The 16,620-nt window shown below is 73.3% G+C and carries 15 protein-coding genes; 10 read left to right on the top strand and 5 right to left on the bottom strand.

The features are described from left to right. Window positions 1-21 precede the first annotated feature (21 nt). Window positions 22-912 carry an ABC transporter ATP-binding protein gene (locus tag AB0C16_RS14015; protein WP_357682404.1) on the bottom strand — a complete coding sequence of 297 codons (891 nt, stop codon included), beginning with the start codon at window positions 910-912 and terminating at the stop codon, window positions 22-24. A 672-nt stretch (window positions 913-1,584) separates the two neighbouring features. Between AB0C16_RS14015 and AB0C16_RS14010 the strand changes: the two genes are divergently transcribed. The 10 genes from AB0C16_RS14010 (at window position 1,585) to mtnB (ending at window position 11,451) form a co-directional block, all read left to right on the top strand. After that, a complete protein-coding gene (locus tag AB0C16_RS14010; protein ID WP_357682402.1) occupies window positions 1,585-2,646 on the top strand; it encodes a histidine kinase in 1,062 nt (353 codons plus the stop codon). After that, window positions 2,643-3,314, top strand: coding sequence for a response regulator transcription factor (locus tag AB0C16_RS14005; RefSeq protein WP_357682400.1), 672 nt, complete (start codon window positions 2,643-2,645; stop codon window positions 3,312-3,314). Before AB0C16_RS14010 ends, AB0C16_RS14005 begins: the two co-directional genes overlap by 4 nt. Before the next feature lie 188 nt (window positions 3,315-3,502). Continuing rightward, window positions 3,503-4,540 (top strand): BMP family ABC transporter substrate-binding protein, encoded by a 1,038-nt coding sequence (locus AB0C16_RS14000; RefSeq protein ID WP_357682398.1) that lies wholly within the window; start codon window positions 3,503-3,505, stop codon window positions 4,538-4,540. A gap of 2 nt (window positions 4,541-4,542) precedes the next feature. Further along, the gene (locus AB0C16_RS13995) at window positions 4,543-6,180 is read left to right on the top strand and encodes an ABC transporter ATP-binding protein (RefSeq protein WP_357682397.1); all 1,638 of its coding nucleotides are present in this window, start codon (window positions 4,543-4,545) and stop codon (window positions 6,178-6,180) included. After that, a complete protein-coding gene (locus tag AB0C16_RS13990) occupies window positions 6,177-7,286 on the top strand; it encodes a hypothetical protein (protein WP_357682395.1) in 1,110 nt (369 codons plus the stop codon). Before AB0C16_RS13995 ends, AB0C16_RS13990 begins: the two co-directional genes overlap by 4 nt. Then, window positions 7,283-8,173 (top strand): ABC transporter permease, encoded by an 891-nt coding sequence (locus AB0C16_RS13985; RefSeq protein WP_357682393.1) that lies wholly within the window; start codon window positions 7,283-7,285, stop codon window positions 8,171-8,173. The genes AB0C16_RS13990 and AB0C16_RS13985 overlap by 4 nt, the downstream gene beginning before the upstream one ends. After that, window positions 8,170-9,198: a s-methyl-5-thioribose-1-phosphate isomerase gene (locus AB0C16_RS13980; protein WP_357682391.1), complete on the top strand. Its 1,029-nt coding sequence runs from the start codon at window positions 8,170-8,172 to the stop codon at window positions 9,196-9,198. Before AB0C16_RS13985 ends, AB0C16_RS13980 begins: the two co-directional genes overlap by 4 nt. Continuing rightward, on the top strand, window positions 9,195-10,151 hold the full coding sequence (locus AB0C16_RS13975; protein ID WP_357682389.1) for a nucleoside hydrolase: 957 nt from the start codon (window positions 9,195-9,197) through the stop codon (window positions 10,149-10,151). The genes AB0C16_RS13980 and AB0C16_RS13975 overlap by 4 nt, the downstream gene beginning before the upstream one ends. Next, complete coding sequence (gene mtnC / locus AB0C16_RS13970; RefSeq protein WP_357682387.1) at window positions 10,148-10,834, top strand: acireductone synthase; 687 nt, start codon at window positions 10,148-10,150, stop codon at window positions 10,832-10,834. Before AB0C16_RS13975 ends, mtnC begins: the two co-directional genes overlap by 4 nt. Continuing rightward, entirely contained in the window at window positions 10,831-11,451 is a 621-nt protein-coding gene (gene mtnB / locus AB0C16_RS13965; RefSeq protein WP_357682385.1) for a methylthioribulose 1-phosphate dehydratase, read from the top strand. Before mtnC ends, mtnB begins: the two co-directional genes overlap by 4 nt. Before the next feature lie 126 nt (window positions 11,452-11,577). Here the strand turns inward: mtnB and mtnK are convergent, their stop codons facing one another. The 4 genes from mtnK to AB0C16_RS13945 are packed head-to-tail and all read right to left on the bottom strand — an operon-like array spanning window position 11,578 to window position 16,593. Then, a complete protein-coding gene (gene mtnK, locus AB0C16_RS13960; RefSeq protein ID WP_357682418.1) occupies window positions 11,578-12,801 on the bottom strand; it encodes an S-methyl-5-thioribose kinase in 1,224 nt (407 codons plus the stop codon). 5 nt (window positions 12,802-12,806) lie between these two features. Next, window positions 12,807-13,853, bottom strand: coding sequence for an ABC transporter permease (locus tag AB0C16_RS13955; protein WP_357682383.1), 1,047 nt, complete (start codon window positions 13,851-13,853; stop codon window positions 12,807-12,809). Beyond that, complete coding sequence (locus AB0C16_RS13950) at window positions 13,850-15,508, bottom strand: sugar ABC transporter ATP-binding protein (RefSeq protein WP_357682381.1); 1,659 nt, start codon at window positions 15,506-15,508, stop codon at window positions 13,850-13,852. Before AB0C16_RS13950 ends, AB0C16_RS13955 begins: the two co-directional genes overlap by 4 nt. Beyond that, window positions 15,505-16,593 carry a substrate-binding domain-containing protein gene (locus AB0C16_RS13945; RefSeq protein ID WP_357682379.1) on the bottom strand — a complete coding sequence of 363 codons (1,089 nt, stop codon included), beginning with the start codon at window positions 16,591-16,593 and terminating at the stop codon, window positions 15,505-15,507. The genes AB0C16_RS13950 and AB0C16_RS13945 overlap by 4 nt, the downstream gene beginning before the upstream one ends. Window positions 16,594-16,620 lie beyond the last annotated feature (27 nt).

Here is a 16,620-nt window from a genome sequence, read left to right as displayed (position 1 = left end):
ACTGGCGCCAGGTCAGCCAGATCATCGCTGCACCTCCAGGACGGCTCGCCGGTTGTCGGCGGTGCGCTTGTCCATGTAGGCCAGGACGAGGTCTTCCAGGCTGAGCTGGGTGACCGTCCAGGCGGGGTCGTGGATCGGGGCGTCGGTACGGACCACGTACGTGCTCTGTCGCTCGGTGTGGCTGGCGGAGATGACGTGCTGGCCGGCGGGGAGCCGGTCGGGATCGCGGCGTGGGCCGGTGAGCCGGTGATGGGCGGCCAGTAACCGGTCGACCTCCCCGGCCATCTGGACGCGGGAGTCGGCGAGCACGATCACGTAGTCGCAGCTCCGTTCCAGGTCGGAGACCAGGTGAGAGGAGAGCAGCACGCTCAGCTTGTGCACGACGGCAGCCTCCGTCAGCCCCTGCAGGAACTCGCGGCGGGCCAGCGGGTCGAGCGAGGCGACCGGCTCGTCCAGGATCAGCAGTTCGGGCCGCTTGGCCAGGCCAAGGGTGAGGGCGAGCTGGGCGCGCTGGCCGCCGGACAGCTTGCCCGCCCGTTGGGCGGGGACGAGGCCGACCTGCGCGATGCGCTCCCGTGCCAGGGCGGCGTCCCAGCGGGAGTTGAGCCGGGCTCCCAGCCGCAGGTGTTCGGCGACGGTCAGTCCCGCGTAGACGGGGGTGTCCTGGGCGACGAAGCCGACCTTCGCCAGCTGGGCGGGCGTGCCCCCGGGCCGCCCGCCCAGCACGGTGATGGCGCCCTCGGTCGGCTCCAGCTGGCCGCAGGCCAGCTTCAGCAGGGTGGTCTTGCCGGCTCCGTTGGGTCCCACCAACCCCACGACGTGGCCCGCCGGGATGTCGATGGTGCACTCGCGCAGCGCCCAGCGCTTGCCGTACTTCCTGCCCAGTGCCTGGGCCTCTAGGACAACGGTCACGCTATGTCCTCCTGAGCGGTGGTCCGAAAGGTGGTCATGAACAGCGCCTCGATGCTTTCGTCGAGGCCCAGGCCGGAACCGCGGCTCCAGAGCGGCGGGGTGGCGGGAACGAAACTAGGCACTGCCCATGCCGGTGCGCGTCGGCCGTCATACCGAGATCGCGTACCTCCTGAGAACGAAGGGCCGCCAGGTCATCCTTGCGATGTACTCCCCAAGACCGCGAGCCCCGTCACGGCGGCCGATGCGGGAGGGACAGGCAGGCGTGACAATGTGCCGGTGGAAACCGGTGAACGACCGCCGTGGTGGCGGCATGCGCTCGACCTGGACAGCCGGCTGGACGAGGACTACCCGGACCGGCGCGGCGTCCGGGACACGCCGGGGCTGAGTGGCGACGGACCCCCAAGGCCGTCTCGCAGAGCACTCGCCGCTGACCTGGTGGTCGCGATCGTCCTGACGGTCATCGCGGTGACCGTATCGGCGAGATATCCAGTGGTCGGCCCTGTCGCGGATCAGCCCGAAGTGATCGAGTACTTGCGGCTCCGGCCTGACTCCCCGCCCTCACCGCCGGTTCCTGATTCCCCGGCGGTTCCTGATTCCCCGATCGGCGACCCACCAAATCCTGGCGTCCTGTCCGACCGCCCAGCCCCACCTCCTGGCAACCCGTCCGGCGACGTGCCTGCCCAGCCTCTGCCCTACGACCCGCCCGTGTTCTTGGTGGCGCTGACGGCGTTACCGCTGGCGGCGCGGCGCCGGTACCCGCTCATCACCTTCTGGGTGGTGCTGGCCGCGGCGCTGGCCACACACGCGGGCGCCACCTGGATCACCGTGCTGACCTGCGCTGTCGCCGCGTACGGTGCCGTCGCCCACAGCCGTAACAGGTTCCTGGCCATGGGTGGCCTCGTGCTCACGGCCGTGCTCGCCGGCGCCGCGTTCCGGGACGTCGCGCCTGCGCTGCCGAATTGGATGGGGCCGTTCGTCGTCCTGCTGAGCGTCGGTGTCTTCGGGAGCTTCGTCCGTTTCTGGCGGCGACAGCTGGGAGCCAGCCGGCACCGGCTCGCCGAGTTGCAGCAGGCTCAGGCGGACGCCATGCGCAGGGCTGTCGCGGAGGAGCGCTCCCGGATCGCCGCCGAACTCCACGATGTGGTGACCCACAATGTCAGCGTGATGGTGATCCAGGCCGGCGCGGCCCGCAAGGTCATGGACGCGGAGCCGGAGCAGTCGAAGCAGGCTCTGCTCGCGATCGAGTCCGGTGGCCGGGCCGCCATGGCCGAACTGCGCAACGTCATGGGCCTGCTCGCCGGTCCGGGCGGCGAGCGTCTCGACGGGCCTTCCGACGGGCTCGAACCCCAACCCGGGCTCGACCAGCTCGAAGCCCTGGTGGAACGGGTCCGCGCCGCCGGCGTGCCGGTGAGCGTCGAGGTGTCGCCGCCCGTGCCACTGCCTCCCGGGATCGACCTCGCCGCCTACCGCGTCGTGCAGGAGGCCCTCACCAACACGATCAAGCACGCGGCCGGGGCCGCCGCGTCCGTGACGATCGGTCATGACGGCGACTGGCTGGAGATCGAGGTGGCTGACACCGGCGGAGCACGGAGCGCCGGGCCCCGGACCGGCGACGGCAGGGGGCTGATCGGGTTGCGTGAGCGGCTCGCCGTCTACGGCGGGACTCTGGACGCCGGGCGGACGGCCGGGGGCGGATTCCGGATCAAGGCTCGTGTCCCGTGGAGGACCGCATGACCGAGCGGTTGCGCGCCGTCATCGCCGACGACCAGGCACTGGTACGCACGGGATTCCGCATGATCCTCGCCGCCGACGGCATAGAAGTGGCGGCCGAGGCCGCCAACGGGGACGAAGCCGTCGCCGCGGTCCGCCGTACCAGGCCCGACGTCGTGCTCATGGACATCCGCATGCCGCGGATGGACGGCCTCGAAGCCACCCGGCGGATCCTCGCGGGCGGCGCCGAGGACACCCGCGTGCTGATCCTGACCACCTACGACCTCGACCACTACGTGTACGCCGCGCTCGCCGCGGGGGCGAGCGGGTTCCTGCTCAAGGACGTCACACCCGAGCACCTGGTGGCCGCGGTACGCCTGGTGCGCTCCGGCGACGCCCTGCTCGCGCCTACCATCACCCGCCGCCTGGTCGAACGTTTCGCCCGCCGCGACAACGTGCGGCCCACCCTCCACCGTGATCTCTCCCAGCTGACGCCCCGGGAACTGGACGTGCTGCGCCTGCTCGCCACCGGATTGAGCAACGCCGAACTCGCCGACCAGCTGACTCTCAGCGTGGCCACGGTGAAGACCCACGTCGCGCGCATCCTGTCCAAGCTCGGCCTGCGTGACCGTGTCCAAGCCGTGGTGGTCGCCTACGAGACCGGCCTGATCTCCCCCGGCGGCACCGGCTGACCTGAATCCACTGAGCCCGCCGCGGCGAGGTGCGCGGGAGGGTGTTCGCGGCGTGTCGCGGCGCCTAGGATATGGTGTCCGAAATGTGAAACCAGGTTGTTCCTGTCGGAAATGTGCAGATACACTCGCCCACCGGGACGGACAGCCCCGGTGGCACACGCCCCCTTCGGCAGACAGAACCAGGAACCATGCGAATCACTCCAGCGCTCACCGCCGCCGCCGCGCTCCTCGCCCTCGCCGCGTGCGGCGGCCAGGGTGCGGACGGCTCCGGCAGCTCCCCTGCGTCCTCCTCCTCCGACAAGTCGATCATCCTGATCACGCCCAACCCGGTGGGCACCAACAGCTTCCTCCAGCTCGGCGTCAAGGGCGCCGAGGCGGCGGCCAAGGAGATCGGCGCGTCCTTCAAGCTCTACGAGAGCAAGGACCCCACGAGCATCGCCCAGAACGTCGACGCGGCCGTCCGGGCCAAGCCGACCGTCATCGTGGGCATCAGCTTCTCCTTCGACGACGTGTTCAACACCGTGCCCAAGCAGCACCCGGAGCAGCAGTTCCTGCAGGTCGACTCCTGCGCCAAGGACCAGGCGGCCAACCTGGCCTGCGTGTCGTTCAAGGAGCACGAGGCGGCCTACCTGGCCGGCATCGAGGCGGGGCTGCTCACCAAGAGCGACCAGATCGGCGTCGTGGCGGCCATCGACTCGCCCTTCGTCCACCGGTGGATCGACCCGTTCTTCGCCGGCGCCACCTCGGCCAAGGCGGGCGTCACCGGCACCCCGCTCTACGTGGGCGGCAACAACCCGTTCAGCGACCCGGCGCGGGCCAAGTCGCAGGCGCAGACGCTCACCGGGCGCGGCGCCGACATCGTCTCGGCCGCGGCCTCGGGCGGCAACCAGGGCGTGTTCGAGGCGGTCGCGGCGGCGGGCGCCAAGGCGTTCGGCGTGGACGTCAACCAGTGCGGGCAGAGCGCGGGCAACGTCATCGACAACGTGCTCAAGCACGTGGACGTGGCCACGGTCGCCGCGATCAAGGAGATCGCCGAGGGCAAGACCGGCGGCGTCAAGGTCTACGGCCTGGCCGAGGGCGGCGTGGGCGTCAACGCGCTGGAGGACGACGTGGCCTCCTCGGGCTGCACGGTGGCCGGCGACCCCGACGTGATCGCCAAGGTCAAGCAGGCGCGCGACGACATCGTGGCCGGCAAGATCACCGTGGCCGACCCGCTCAAGGGCTAGGCGTGAGCGCGGCCGTCACCGGCGAGGGCTCGGGGGCACCCGCCGCCGAGCTCGTCGGCGTCACCAAGCGGTTCGGTCCCGTGCTCGCCAACGACGGGATCGACCTGGCGGTCGCCAGAGGTGAGATCCACGCCGTCGTCGGCGAGAACGGGGCCGGGAAGTCCACCCTGATGTCCGTGCTCTACGGCCTGCACCGGCCGGACGCCGGGCACGTGCTCCGCGACGGGAACCGCATCCGGCTGCGCTCGCCCGCCGACGCCATCGCGCACGGGCTCGGCATGGTGCACCAGCGCTTCCGGCTGTTCCCCGAGCTGACCGTGGCCGAGAACGTCGTGCTCGGCGCGGAGCCGGTCCACCGCGGCGCGGTCGACCGGGCCGCGGCGCGGCGCGCGGTGGAGGAGCTGGGCGAACGGTACGGCCTGCGGGCCGACCCGGCGGCGCGGGTCGGGACGCTGCCGGTCGGCGTGCGGCAGCGGGTGGAGATCCTCAGGGCGCTCTACCGCGGCGCCGAGGTGCTGATCCTGGACGAGCCGACCTCCGTGCTCACCCCCGGCGAGGCGACCCGGCTGTTCGAGGTCCTGCGCACGGTCACCGGCACCGGCGCCTCCGTGCTGCTCGTGACCCACAAGCTCGGCGAGGTGCTGGCCGCCAGCGACCGCGTCACCGTCCTTCGCCAGGGCCGCGTCACAGGACGCTTCACCACGGCCGGCACCACCGCCGGCCAGCTCGTCCAGGCCATGATCGGCCGGGCCCTCGGCTCCGCCGGGCCCGCCCGGTCCACGACCGGGCCGCCGGACGCGGCGTACGCGCTGGAGGTGCGCGACCTGAGCCTGCGCGACCGCGACGGCGTGGCACGGCTGTCGGGCGTGTCGTTCGGCGTGCGGCCGGGCGAGATCGTCGGCATCGCCGGGGTGGCCGGGAGCGGGCAGCGGGAGCTCATCGACGCGGTGACCGGCCTGCGCGTCCCCGGGCACCACGACTCCGGGCAGGTCCTGCTCGGCGACGCGCCCGTGCGGCGCGGCAGGGAGCCGGAGGTCGCCTACGTGCCCGAGGACCGCCACGGCCGCGGCACCGCGTCCGAGATGTCGCTGGCGGAGAACCTCCTGATGGGCGACCAGCGCCGGCCTGGCTCCGGGCGGCGGATCGGGCTGTCCAGGGCGGCGGTTCGGGCCAGGGCACGCGACCTGGTCGAGAGGTTCTCGATCAGCGCGGCCTCGGTGGACGCGCCCATCGGCGCGCTGTCCGGCGGCAACGCGCAGAAGGCGGTGCTGGCCCGCGAGCTGTCCAGGCGCACGCCGGTCATCGTGGTCGAGGAGCCGACGCAGGGCGTGGACGTGGGCGCGCAGGAGCGCATCCACGCGCTGCTGGCCGAGGCCCGCGACCGGGGCCAGGCGGTGCTGGTGCAGTCCAGCGAGCTGTCGGAGCTGCGCGCGCTGTCGGATCGGATCCTGGTGATGTTCGAGGGCCGGGTGGTCGCCGAGTTCCGTGGCGACGAGGCCACCGAGGCCCTCCTCGGCCAGGCGATGACCGGCGCCACGACCGGCGCCACCACGGGGACCCCGACCGAGGACACCGCCCGCGCCGCCGCGGGAGACACGGCCGGGAACACGGCCGGGAACACGACCGGAGAGATGCCATGAGCGCGCCGGCGACCGGCACGACCGTCGCGGCGGGTGGAGAGCCGGAGGGCCGGGACTCCGGCTCGGCGCTCGGATGGGCGCGCCGGATCGTCCTGTCGACGCCCGTGCTCGCCATCGGCGGCGCGCTGGTGCTGACCACGCTGGTGATGCTGGCGGTCGGAGTGGACCCGTCGCTCGCCTATCCGGCGCTGTTCAGGGGCGCCGTCGCCGACGGCAACCTGGAGTACACGATCGCCGCGTTCGTGCCGACGCTCGGCATGGCGCTGGCGTTCGCGATACCGCTGCGGGCCGGCGAGTTCAACCTGGGCGGCGACGGGCAGATGGCGATCGGCGGCGTCACCGCGGCCGCGATCGCCCTGCACCTGCCGATGGTGGCCGGGGTCGCGGTCGTGCTGCCGCTAGCCGCCGCGGCGCTGGCCGGCGGGCTGGTCGCGGGGCTGTCCGCGCCGCTGCGCACCCGCCTCGGCATTCCGGCCATCGTGACCACGCTGCTGATCAGCGTCCCGGCCGTGTCGCTCGCCTCCTACCTCGTCCGCTTCCCGCTGGGCGAGCAGGGCACCGGCATCGCCCAGACGCCGCCGCTGCCCGACGCGGCCCACCTGCCCGCGCTCGCCGGCAGCTCCTACATCACGCTCGGGCTGCCGCTCGTCGTGCTGCTCACCGCCGCCTGGCTGTACGCCGACTCGCGCACGGTTCTCGGGTACGAGATCCGCGCGACCGGGCAGAACCGGGACTTCGCCCGTTACGGCGGCGTGGCCGTGAACCGCCTGGCCGCCGTCACCCTGGCGGGCGGCGGCGCGTTCGCCGGCCTGGTGGGCGCGCTGATCGTGCTCGGCCCGCCCTACAGGTACGTGGACGGCGCGCTCACCGCCCCGGGCTACACCTTCACCGCGGTGGCCGCGGTGCTGCTGGCGACCGCGCGGCCGATCGCCGTGCCGTTCGCCGTCGCGCTGCTGACCGTGTTGCAGGTGGGCGGCCAGGGAATGGAACGCGAGGCCGGGGTGCCCAGCCAGCTCACGCAGATCGTACAGGGGCTGATCATCGTGATCGTCGCCGTGTTCGCGACCGTCCGGCACCTGAGGGAGCGGCGGGGGGCGGGCGCGTGAACATCCTGGAGGCGTCGTTCCTGTCCGCCGTGCTCACCGCCATGACGCCGGTCGTGCTGGCCGCGCTCGGCGGGCTGATCTGCCAGGTGGCCGGCGTGTTCAACATCGCGCTGGAGGGCCAGCTGCTGTGGGGCGCGTTCACCGCGGTCGTCTTCAGCCACCTGACCGGCAGCGCCTGGGCGGGCGTCGCGGGCGCGATGATCGTCACCCTGCTCTACGCGGCGGTGCTCTCGCTCGCCTCGGTGACCTTCCGGGCCGACCCGATCGTGGTGGCGGTGGGCACCAACCTACTGGCCCTCGGGCTGACCGCGTTCCTGATGCGGCAGATCTTCGGCAGCGGCGGCACCTACAGCTCGCCCGACCTGGCCGGGCTGCCGACGATCGCCGAGCTGGGGCTCGACGTGCCCGTGCTCGGGCCGCAGTCGCCGCTGGTGCCGCTCGCGCTCGTGCTGGTGGCCGCCGTCGCGTGGTGGCTGCGCCGGACCCGTTCCGGGCTGCGCCTGCGCGGCATCGGCCAGCACCAGGCGGCCGCCGCCGCGCTCGGCCTGAAGGTCGGCGTCTACCGGCACGGGGTGGTGCTGGCGGCCGGCGCGCTGTGCGGGCTCGCGGGCGCGCAGCTCGCGCTCGGCAACGTGACGCTGTTCAGCGAGGGCATGAGCGCGGGCCGCGGCTGGGTGGCGGTGGTCGCCGTCATGCTGGGCGGCGTGCTCCCCTGGCGCGTGCTGCTCGCCTGCCTGCTGTTCGGCGTCGCCGAGGCGGTGGGCTTCCGGCTCCAGGGTGTGGGGCTGCCGCAGCAGGCGGCGGACTCCGCACCGTACGTGATCACGTTGTTCGCGCTGATCCTGGCCGGTGTGGCGGCCAGGCGGCGCCCGAAGGAGGTCTCATGAGCGGATCCGGGGCGGCGACACCCGCGCTGGCCGACTCCGTCCGGTTCGCGGGCGACGCGGTGGAGATCCTCGACCGCCGCGTCTACCCCTTCGAGCGGCGGTGGGTGCGCTGCGAGACCAGCGAGGACGTCGCGGTCGCCATCGAGCGGATGGTCACGCAGAGCTCGGGGCCGCTGTACGCGACCACGGCCGGCATGGTCCTGGCCGCGAGGGAGGCGCGGCGCGAGCCGCCCGGCGCGGCGGCCGAGCGGCTGCGCGCGGCGGGCACGCGGCTGATCGCGACCCGGCCGACGAACAACCACATCCGCGACGCCGTGCGCGCGATCCTGAACGACACGGTCGACGGGCCGCTCGCGGAGGCGTCCGGCGAGGAGCTGGCCGGTGCGGTCGAGCAGGCGGCGGCCGGGCACGACGCGGCCTACCGGGCGCGCAGCGCGGCCCTCGGCCGGCACGCCGCGGGCCTGCTCCACGACGGCGCGCGCGTGCTGACCCACTGCTGGGCCGACGCCTACCTGATCGCGACCGTCGAGGCGGCCCGCGAGGCGGGCAAGCGGCTGGAGTTCGTCTGCACCGAGACCCGCCCCTACCTGCAGGGCGCCAGGCTCACGGCGGCGACACTGGTGGAGATGGGCTACCGGCCCACGCTGATCACCGACGGCATGGTCGCCGCCGCGCTGGCCGACGGGCTCGCCGACGTGGCGCTGGTCGCCGCCGACCGGGTGACGCTCGACGGGCACGTGGTCAACAAGGTGGGCACGCTGGGCGTGGCGCTCGCGGCCCGGGAGTTCGGCGTGCCGTTCTACGTGCTGGTGCAGGCGCCCGACCCGCTGGCGCCCAGCGCGGGCGACGTCGAGATCGAGCATCGTGACGGCGACGAGGTGCTGAGCGTGCTCGGCGCCCGCACCGCCGCCGAGGGCGTCACCGGCTACTATCCCGCCTTCGACACGACCCCGCCGCGCCTGGTCACGCGCATCGTGACCGAACGCGGCGTCTACCGTCCAGAACATGTGAAAGAGGCTGTATGACCGAGGTGCGACGGATCGTCGTGGACACCGACACCGGCATCGACGACGCCCACACCCTGCTCTACCTCGCCGGGCGGCCCGACGCCGAGATCGTCGCGATCACCTCGGTGTTCGGCAACTGCGTCGAGGAGGACGCGGTGCGCAACATCGGCTACGTGAACGGGCTGCTGGGCCTGGACGTGCCGGTGGCGCGCGGCGCGGCCGAGCCGCTGGCCGGGGCCGCCCACATCGCCGGGCACGTCCACGGCAAGGACGGGCTCGGCGACCTCGGCTACGACCGGCCGATGCCCGAGGTCACCGGCGAGAGCGCCGCCGAGCTGCTCGTCCGGCTGGCGGCCGAGCAGCCGGGCGAGCTGGACCTGCTGGCCCTCGGGCCGCTGACCAACCTGGGTGAGGCGCTGCGCATCGACCCCGGCCTGTTCACGAGGTATCGGTCGGTGGTGCTGATGGGCGGGTCGGGGCCGTACGCGCCGCCCGGCACGCTGCTGATGGTCGACGCGAACATCGCCAACGACCCGGTCGCGGCCGCCGCGGTGTTCGCCGCGCCGCGCAACGAGCTGGTGATGGTCGGCGTCAACGTCACCGGGACGACCATCCTCGACGAGCGGGCCATCGGGGCGCTGCGGGCCACGGACACGCCGAAGGCGAGGTTCGCCACCGAGATCCTCGACGCCTACATGGACTTCTACCAGAACGAGTGGGGACGCCGGATCATCCCCGTGCACGACCCGCTGGCCGCGGGCATCCTGCTGGACCCGGGCTACGCCACCGCGTGGGCGGACGGCCCGGTCAACGTCATGAGCGACGGCTTCATGTCCAGGGCGCGGCTGATGCGCACCCACGACGGCCTGCCGCCGTCCTTCCCGTACGAGCCCGCGCCCGACACGCGGGTGATCACCGCGGTCGACGCGCCGCGCTTCGTCGCCGACTTCGTGGAGGTGCTGACCCGATGAGCAACCCGCCCAGCTGGATCGTGCTGGACATCGAGGGCACGACGAGCTCGACCGAGTCCGTGCACGTCGGGCTCTACAGCTACGCCCGTCCCCGGCTCGGCCCGTGGATCGACGCGCACCGCGACGACCCCGACGTGGCCGCCGCGGTGGCGGAGGCCGGCGGCGCCACGACGGAGGAGACCGTGGCGATCCTGCACGCCTGGATGGACGGCGACGTCAAGGCGACCCCGCTGAAGACGCTGCAGGGGCAGATCTGGGCCGCCGGGTTCGCCGCCGGGGAGCTCACCGCGCACTTCTTCCCCGACGTGCCGCCCGTCCTGCGCAGGTGGCACGAGGAGGGGCGCCGGCTCGCGGTGTTCTCCTCGGGGTCGGTCGCGAGTCAGCGGCCGTGGTTCAGGCACACGACGGCCGGTGACCTGTCGCCGCTGGTCGAGCGGCACTTCGACACGGTCAACGCCGGACCGAAGCGGGAGCCGGGCTCCTACCTGAAGATCGCCGACTCCCTCGGGACGCCGCCCGGCGACCTGCTGTTCCTGTCCGACGTGCCGGCCGAGCTGGACGCGGCGGCGGCGGCCGGCTGGCGGACGACCGGCGTGCGCCGCCCGGGAGAGCCGAGCGAGCGGGCCGGCTTCGGCGCCCATCCCGTGGTCGCGTCATTCGAGGAGATCGAGGAGATCAAGTGAACGTCCCCACCACGCAGGGCGTGCTCGACGCGGGCGCCAGGCTCGCCGCCGAGGCCGCCCGCTTCACCTCGTTCGGCTGGATGCGCGGCACCTCGGGCAACCTGTCGGAGGTGGTGACCCGCGACCCGCTGCGGCTCGCCGTCACCGCCAGCGGCCTGGACAAGGGCGAGCTCACCGCCTCCGACGTCGCCGTGGTGGGGCCGGACGGCGGCCCGGTCGAGGTCGGCGGCATCGCTCCGCTGACGCCCTCCGCCGAGGCGGGGCTGCACGCCAGGATCGCCGGGCTGACCGGCGCCGACGCGATCGTGCACGTGCACGCCCTGAACGCGGTGCTCGCCGGGCACCACTGGCCCGGTGGCGTGCGCCTGCGCGACGTCGAGACCCTCAAGGGCATCGGCCGGCTGGCCCATGACGACGAGGTGGTCATCCCGGTGATCGTCAACAGCCAGGACATGAACGAGCTCGGCGACCGTTTCGAGGCCGCCTACGACCCGCGCACGCCGGCGGTGATCGTCGCCGACCACGGCCTCTATACCTGGGCGCCGACGCTGAAGCGGGCCCGCCACGTCACCGAGTGCGTGGAGTGGCTGCTGGCCTACGCCATCGCCATCCGCTGACCCGCCCCGGGCCCGGGTCCGGCGGGCCCGGGTCGGGCTGGTCCGGGTCGGGCTGGTCCGGGTCGGGCGGGTCCGGGTCGGGCGGGTCCGGGTCGGGCGGGTCGGCGTGCGCGACCGTGGTCGTGTTCAGGAGGTCGCGTCGGCCAGGAGGGCGCCGATGTGGCCGAACAGGCGGCCGGGCGGCTCGGGAGCCCGGGTGAGCAGGTGGTGGGCGGCGTGCAGGACGCCGCGGATGGCCTTGACGCGCCGCTCCTCGGGGAGTGTCTCGATGTCGGTGACGCGGGAGAAGCCGATCACCCGGCGGGCCGCCTTGGCCGCGCCGAACACCGCCGCGTCGGCGTGGACCTGGGCGAGGTAGGCGGCGAGCACGCCGTCGCCGTAGACGCGCGGGTCGGCGCGGTCCGGCCACAGGGCGGTGAACTCGGCCTCGAACGCCTCCCACGTCTGCGCGGCCAGCCCGAGCACCCACGCCGCGTGCTCCTCGTCGCCGAGCGCGAAGCCGCGCGCCGCGCCGAGCACGTAGTTGCCCCACAGCGCGCCGATGTCGAACCCGACCGGCCCGTAGAAGGCGAACTCGACGTCGAACGCGCGGGTGGAGCGAGGAGCGCCGGGCGTCTCCGGGCGCACCAGGACGGACCCGGTGTGCAGGTCACCGTGGATGAGCGCCTCGGCGTGCGTCATGAAGGCCAGCTTGGCCCGGCCGATGGCGGTGCGCACGGCGGGATCCCCCGCGTAGGCCGCCACGTCCGGCTCGTTGGCGGGCAGGATCCGGTTGTGCTCGTGCTCGATGTAGGGCTCGGTGAAGACGAGGTCCTCGGTGATCTCGCAGAGCTCCGGGTTGACCGACGCGGCCAGCGCCGCCTTGTGCGCCTCGGCGCCGAGCCCGAACACCGACGTGCCGAACCCCACCCGCGCCACGTAGCGCCCCAGGTCGCCGGCCACTCCCTCGTCGCGGCGGCCCTCGTTGAGCAGCCCACGCCACACCTGGTGGTCGGACAGGTTCTCCAGCGCCACCACGTGCCTGGCCTCGTCGACGTCGTACAGCGCGGGCACCAGACCGGGCGCCGCCTCGCCGTGCGCGGTCAGGACGGCGGCCTCGATCCGGTTGCGGTCGGGGGTGATGGGCCAGTCGGGGTCCACCCGCACGTACGGCATCGACTGCTTGAGCACCACGCCCGGCCCGTCCTCGGCCTCGACGGCGAACACGAGGTTCATGTTGCCGTCGCCGACCTCGCGGACCCGCGTGATGCGCGCGGGATCGACGAGCCGGGCCAGCGCGGGCCGGCCGGCGATGTAGGCGGGCACGTTCTCGACGGTGAGCAGCTCGTACGACTGCCCGGCGTCCGCCACCAAGGTCAACGGATGCTCCTTTCTCGACGTCCTGGTGTCAGGGTGTAGCTGACGACGAGCGCGCCCACGAGCAGCGCACCCTGGACGAAGGTCTGTGCGTAGTACGGGGCGTTGAGCATCGTCATGCCGTTGATCATCACACCGATGAACAACGCCCCCACGACGGTACCCAGTGCGTTGGGCCGGTTGGCACCCAGCACGGCGTATCCGATGAGCGCCGCCGCCACCGACTGGAGCAGGTACGGGTCTCCCGCTCCCACGTCTCCCCGGCCCAGCCGGGCGGACAGCATGATCCCGGCGACCGCCGCGCACAGCCCGGACACGACGTAGGCCAGCGCGCGGTAGCGGGCGACCCGGATGCCGGCGAGTCTGGCCGCCTCGGCGTTGCCGCCGATCGCGTAGAGCGCGCGGCCCCAGCGGGTGTGGTTGAGCAGCACGTACACGGCGACGGCGAGCAGGGCGAAGACGACCACAGGCACCGGCACGGGGCCGATCGTGCCGCCTCCGAGCCAGGCGAAACCCTCGGTGTAGCGGCCCGGCGCGGGCGCGCCGTCGACGGTCATGCCCGCCGAGACCGACTGGCCGGAGGTGATGATCAGCGCGAGCCCCTGGAAGAGGAACATCGTGCCGAGCGTCGCCACCAGGTCGGGCACCCGCGCCACGACGGTGAGCAGCGCGTTGACCCCGGCCACGAGCAGCCCGGTGAGCAGGCCCGCGACGATCGCGGTGGCCCCGGTGAGGTTGAACCTGACCATGGCGAGGGCGGTCACCATCACGACCGCGCCGACGCAGGCTCCGGCGGACAGGTCGAACCCGCCGGTGGTCATGGAGACGGTGACACCGAGCGCGACCACGCCGACGACCGCCACGGACTGCAGAACGATCAGCGCGTTGCCGAACGTGCCGAACGCGGGCCGCAGCACCGCGAAGATCACCAGCATCGCGACGAGCACCACGACCAGCCCGTAGCGGTAGGCCGCCGCCGCCACCTTCGCGCTCCGCGCGTTCGTGGCTCGCCCGCCGCCGGCGTCCAACCGTCCCGCCGCCGTCATGCCCGTCCTCCCGCCGGGGTCCCCGACATGAGGGCCGCCAGGCGTTCGGGCGTGGCCTCGGCCGCGGTCAGCTCACCGGTCGGCGCGCCGTCGTGCAGCACCAGGATCCGGTCGGCCACCTCGACGATCTCCTGCGGGTCCGAGGAGGCCACCACCACCGCCATCCCGGCGGCCTCGCGCATCACCCGGCCGATGTCGGCGCGGGCGCCCACGTCGACGCCGCGGAACGGCTCGTCGAGCAGCAGGACGCGGGGCGCCGCCTCCAGCCAGCGGCCGACCACGACCTTCTGCTGGTTGCCGCCGGACAGCGTCTCGATAGGAGCCTCGATCCCGTGGCCGCGCCGCCCGGACGTCCCACGGCCGGGCTTGGCGGTGCCGGGCAGGCCTGGTCCGCGGACGCCGAAGCGGGTGGTGACGCGGTGGGCGGCGGCGGCCTCCGAGCGGCGGCGGAGCAGGCCCCCGCGGCTGTGCGCGCGGAGCATGGGCAGCGACACGTGCGCCCGTACGGACCAGCCGGGCACGATGGCCTGGGCGGAGCGCTCCTCGGCGGCGAAGGCGACGCCGGCCACGATGGCCGTGCGCGGATGCCGGGGCCGGTACGGCTCACCGTCGAGCCGCAGCTCGCCGGAGACGAGCGGGCGGGCGCCGCCGAGCTGTTCGAGCAGCTCGGTCTTGCCCGCCCCGACCAGCCCGGTCACGCCGAGCACCTCACCCTCGCGCACCTCGAAGTCGAACGCCGCGCGACCGGGGGCGATCCGGATCCCGGTGGCGGTCAACACGACTGCGGACGCCGCGACCGGGGCGGCAGCCGACTCCGTCGCGGAGACCGTGGTGGAAGCGGTGGCCGATCCCGTCGCGGGGGCCGTGGTGGAAGCCATGACCGATCCCGTCGCGGGGGCCGTGGTGGAGAGGGCGGGGGGCGGGACGAAGGTGCCGAGCATGGCCTCGACGATGGCCTCGCGGGTGAGCGGGGCGGTGAAGGTGCGCCTCACCCGGCCGTCGCGCAGGACGATCACGCGGTCGCACAGGGACTCGATCTCGGCCAGGCGGTGCGACACGTACAGGACGGCGACTCCCGACGCGGCGGCCTCGCGCACCTTGACGGCCAGGGCGTCGGCCTCTCTCGCGGACAGCGTCGAGGTGGGCTCGTCCAGGATGAGCAGGCGCGCCTCGCGCGACAGGGCGCGGGCGAGCACGATCTGCTGGCGGGCGCTCGCGGGCAGCGTCTCGACCGGCGCGTCGAGCGGGAGCGTGAGCCGGGCCGCCTCGGCGATCGACCGGGCCCGTGCCGTGATCGAGCGGCGCGTGGTGAACCAGCCGCCGCGGCGGGCGATGGAGTCGAGCGTGAGGTTCTCGGCCACCGTGGTGCCGAAGACGACGCCGTCGTCGATGTTCTGGTGCACGGTCTGCACGCCCGCCGCCTGGGCGTCGAGCGGGCCGCCCGGCTCGAAGCGGCGCCCGCCGAGCGTGAGCGTGCCCACGCTCGGCCGGGCGGCGCCGGAGAGCACCTTGATCAGTGTGGACTTGCCCGCTCCGTTGGTGCCGATCAGCCCGGCGATCTCGCCGGGCCGCACGTCCAGCGTGACGCCATCGAGTGCCCGGGTCGCGCCGTAGGTCTTGGACAGCCCGGACACCGCGATCGCGGGCTGGGTCACGACGCCGCCCAGGGGACGCGAGCCACGTCCGGCGTGCTCAGGGCGGGTATGGCCTGGGTGAGCTGCTCGATGTTGGTGATCGCGCCGTCGCGCAGTCGCTTCTGGGTGATCAGCGCGGGCGGCACCTTCAGCGCGGGGCCGACCTGCTCCCCGCCGACGAGCAGGGCGGCGGCGCGTACGGCGACGCGGCCCACGTTGGACGGGTCGGTGGCGGAGGTGGCCACCCAGGGGCTGTCCGGCTCGGTGATGACGCCGATGTCGGCGGTCGAGATGTCCGCGCCGTAGACCTTGATCTTGTCCTGGAGGCCGAGTTCCTTGACCGCGAGCGTGGCGCCCTTGGCGAACTCGTCGTACGGCGCGAAGATCGCCTTCACGTCCGGGTTGGCCTGGAGCGCGGCCTTGGCCTGGTCGGCGACCGCGGACGCGGTGGAGCTGTTGACCACGCCGATCTGCGCGACCTGCTTGACGCCCGGGTTGTCCTTCTTGAACTGGGTCCAGGTCTCGTTGCGCCGGTCGAGCGGGGCGAATCCGGCGACGTACACGTAGACGACCTCTCCGGCGCCGCCGGTGTCGGCCTTGAGCGCGCCGAGCGCCTGCTCGGCGATCTGGTGGTCGTCCTGGGAGAGCACGACCGCCTTGGGGGTGCCGGGGGCGACGTCGAAGGCGACCAGCGGGATGCCCGCGTCGGCGGCCTTCTTGACGGCGGGCTGCACCGTCTGCGCGAACCCGTGGTCGACGATGATCGCGTCGGCCTTCTGGTTGACGGCCTGTTCCAGGTTGAGCGCCTGCTTGTCGTTGTTGCCGTCGCCGCTGGAGACCTCCAGCGTCACGTTCAGCGCCTTGGCCTCGGCCTGGGCGCCGGCCAGCCACTGCTCGAAGTAGTCACCCGAGGAGAGCTGCCTGACCAGCGCGATCCGCACGTCGCCGGACGCGAACTTCGCGGGCACGGCGGCCGTGGGGGCTGCCTGGGGGCTCTGCGGGGGCGCGGCGGACGCGGGGGCGGCATTGGTCGTTCCCTGGGAGCAGCCGGCGAGCGTGAGAACGCTCAGTATGAGGGCAGCTCCGACATGTCGTACACGGATCACATGCGGATGCTAAGCGCAGCTCACGCA

Origin of the sequence: Nonomuraea sp. NPDC048916 (assembly GCF_040649575.1) — a bacterium.
Classification (GTDB): Bacteria; Actinomycetota; Actinomycetes; order Streptosporangiales; family Streptosporangiaceae; genus Nonomuraea.
This window is presented reverse-complemented; position numbering and strand designations above follow the sequence as displayed.

Coding starts and splice junctions, on each gene's coding strand:
- AB0C16_RS13990 (WP_357682395.1), top strand. CDS start 6,177: ATGAGCGCGCCGGCGACCGGCACGACCGTCGCGGCGGGTGGAGAGCCG.
- AB0C16_RS13955 (WP_357682383.1), bottom strand. CDS start 13,853: ATGACGGCGGCGGGACGGTTGGACGCCGGCGGCGGGCGAGCCACGAAC.
- AB0C16_RS14000 (WP_357682398.1), top strand. CDS start 3,503: ATGCGAATCACTCCAGCGCTCACCGCCGCCGCCGCGCTCCTCGCCCTC.
- AB0C16_RS13980 (WP_357682391.1), top strand. CDS start 8,170: ATGAGCGGATCCGGGGCGGCGACACCCGCGCTGGCCGACTCCGTCCGG.
- AB0C16_RS14005 (WP_357682400.1), top strand. CDS start 2,643: ATGACCGAGCGGTTGCGCGCCGTCATCGCCGACGACCAGGCACTGGTA.
- mtnC (WP_357682387.1), top strand. CDS start 10,148: ATGAGCAACCCGCCCAGCTGGATCGTGCTGGACATCGAGGGCACGACG.
- AB0C16_RS13975 (WP_357682389.1), top strand. CDS start 9,195: ATGACCGAGGTGCGACGGATCGTCGTGGACACCGACACCGGCATCGAC.